Source organism: Rahnella perminowiae (assembly GCF_019049755.1).
Taxonomy (GTDB): domain Bacteria; phylum Pseudomonadota; class Gammaproteobacteria; order Enterobacterales; family Enterobacteriaceae; genus Rahnella; species Rahnella perminowiae.
Genome location: NZ_JAFMOS010000233.1, coordinates 1 through 2280, shown reverse-complemented (window position 1 = coordinate 2280; position 2280 = coordinate 1). Strand labels below are relative to the sequence as shown.

Here is a 2280-nt window from a genome sequence, read left to right as displayed (position 1 = left end):
GCAATAAGACGCATACTGTGTAAAAACAAAGAAATAACTATTTCACCTGTCATGTTTTGCTGTTTTCCGCCCTCAAAAATTATCGCTGCTCATGAATAAACGGCGATAAATAATAGGCATCATCGTTAATTCATTCCCAGCAGATTGCGCACAGTGATACATATCACAGTCATTACACACTGACTTTCCAATTACTCTGCCAGCAGCTAAATTGAATTCATCTCATCCGACCACTTAAGAGAATTCCATGACTGAACGCGCTTCGCTGTTTTATCCGCACCTGCTGGCGCCGCTGGATTTAGGTTTTACCCGACTTAAAAACCGTGTGCTGATGGGTTCAATGCATACCGGGCTGGAAGAACGGGAAGACGGGCCTCAGCGCCTGGCGGCCTTTTATGCACAACGTGCTGCCGCCGGGGTTGGGCTTATTGTCACCGGCGGCATCTCCCCTAACGCAGAAGGCGTGGTGTATCAGGGCGGCTCCGTTCTCGCCGAACAGGAACACATCACGCATCACCGTATAGTGACTGACGCGGTTCATGCTGCTGGCGGTAAAATTGCGCTACAGATCCTTCACGCGGGCCGCTACAGTTATCAGCCACACCCCGTTGCCCCCTCAGCCCTTCAGGCACCGATCAACCGTTTTACGCCGCATGCACTGAGTGAAGAGGAAATCGAATCCACGCTGGCGGATTTCGCCCGCTGCGCACGGCTGGCGAAAGAATCGGGTTATGACGGTGTGGAAATCATGGGGTCAGAAGGCTATCTGATTAATCAGTTTCTCGCCGCGCGCACCAACCAGCGCACAGACCGCTGGGGCGGTTCTGCTGATAACCGGATGCGGTTTGCCACCGAAGCCGTGCGCCGCGTACGTGAAACCTGCGGCCGGGAATTCATCATTATTTATCGATTATCCATGCTGGACCTGGTCGAAGAAGGCTCGGACTGGCAGGAAGTCGAAATACTGGCTCAGCGTATCGAACAGGCGGGCGCAAGCATCATCAATACCGGTATCGGCTGGCATGAAGCGCGCATTCCCACCATTGCCACCCTGGTTCCACGTGCGGCGTTCAGCTGGGTGACGCAAAAACTGATGGGCAAAGTCGGGATTCCGCTGATCACCACCAACCGCATTAATGACCCGGAAGTGGCGGAGAAAATCCTCGCCGAAGGCTGTGCGGATATGGTCTCGATGGCGCGTCCGTTCCTTGCCGATCCGGCGTTTGTCGAAAAAGCCGCACAAGGGCGTGCTGATGAAATCAATACCTGCATCGGCTGCAATCAGGCCTGTCTGGATCAGATATTCGCCGGGGAAGTCACCTCGTGTCTGGTGAACCCGCGCGCCTGTCGGGAAACGCTGTTACCGGTCAGCCGTGCGACAGTCCTCAGACGTCTGGCCGTGGTAGGCTCCGGACCCGCCGGCCTGGCCTTTGCCACCACCGCCGCCAGCCGCGGACATCACGTCACATTGTTTGATGCACACAATGAAATCGGCGGGCAATTTAATGTCGCCAAACAAATCCCCGGCAAAGAAGAGTTTTATCAGACGCTGCGTTATTACTCGCGCCAGCTGACATTACTGGGCGTTACACTGCGTCTGGGTGAAACCGTCACCGCCAGTCAGTTAACGGGTTATGACGAAGTGATCCTCGCCTGCGGTATTTCACCACGCCTGCCCGATATTGCGGGTATTGATCACCCGAGCGTACTGACTTACCTCGACGTGCTGCGCGATAAAAAACCGGTCGGTCAGCGTGTCGCGATTATTGGCGCGGGCGGTATCGGTTTTGATACCGCCGAATATCTGGTGCATAAAGGCGTGTCATCAAGCCTGAGTACTCAGGCCTTCAGCCACGAATGGGGAATCGACCAGAGCCTGACGCATCGCGGCGGTCTGGCACCGCAGGGACCTCAGCCGGAACCGGCCGCGCGGGAGATCGTTCTGCTGCAACGCAAAACCACCAAAGTCGGCGCAGGACTGGGGAAAACCACCGGCTGGATCCACCGCGCCAGCCTGCTGCAGCGTGGCGTGAAGATGCAAAGCGGCGTCAGCTACGAACGCATCGACGATGCGGGTTTGCATCTGATCATGAACGGTGAACCGGTGTGTCTGGAAGTGGATAACATTATTATCTGCGCCGGGCAGGAACCCCAGCGCGCATTGTATCAGCCATTGCAGGAGGCCGGTCAAACCGTACATCTGATTGGTGGCGCAGACGTGGCCGTCGAACTCGATGCCCGCCGTGCTATCGATCAGGGTACCCGGCTGGCACTGAAAAT

Annotated in this window: 1 protein-coding gene; it reads left to right on the top strand. The window is 56.0% G+C overall.

The features are described 5' to 3' along the window. Positions 1 to 247 precede the first annotated feature (247 nt). Positions 248 to 2280, top strand: a 2033-nt coding sequence (locus J1785_RS01620; RefSeq protein WP_274388845.1) for an NADPH-dependent 2,4-dienoyl-CoA reductase, incomplete at its 3' end; no start/stop codon positions are given.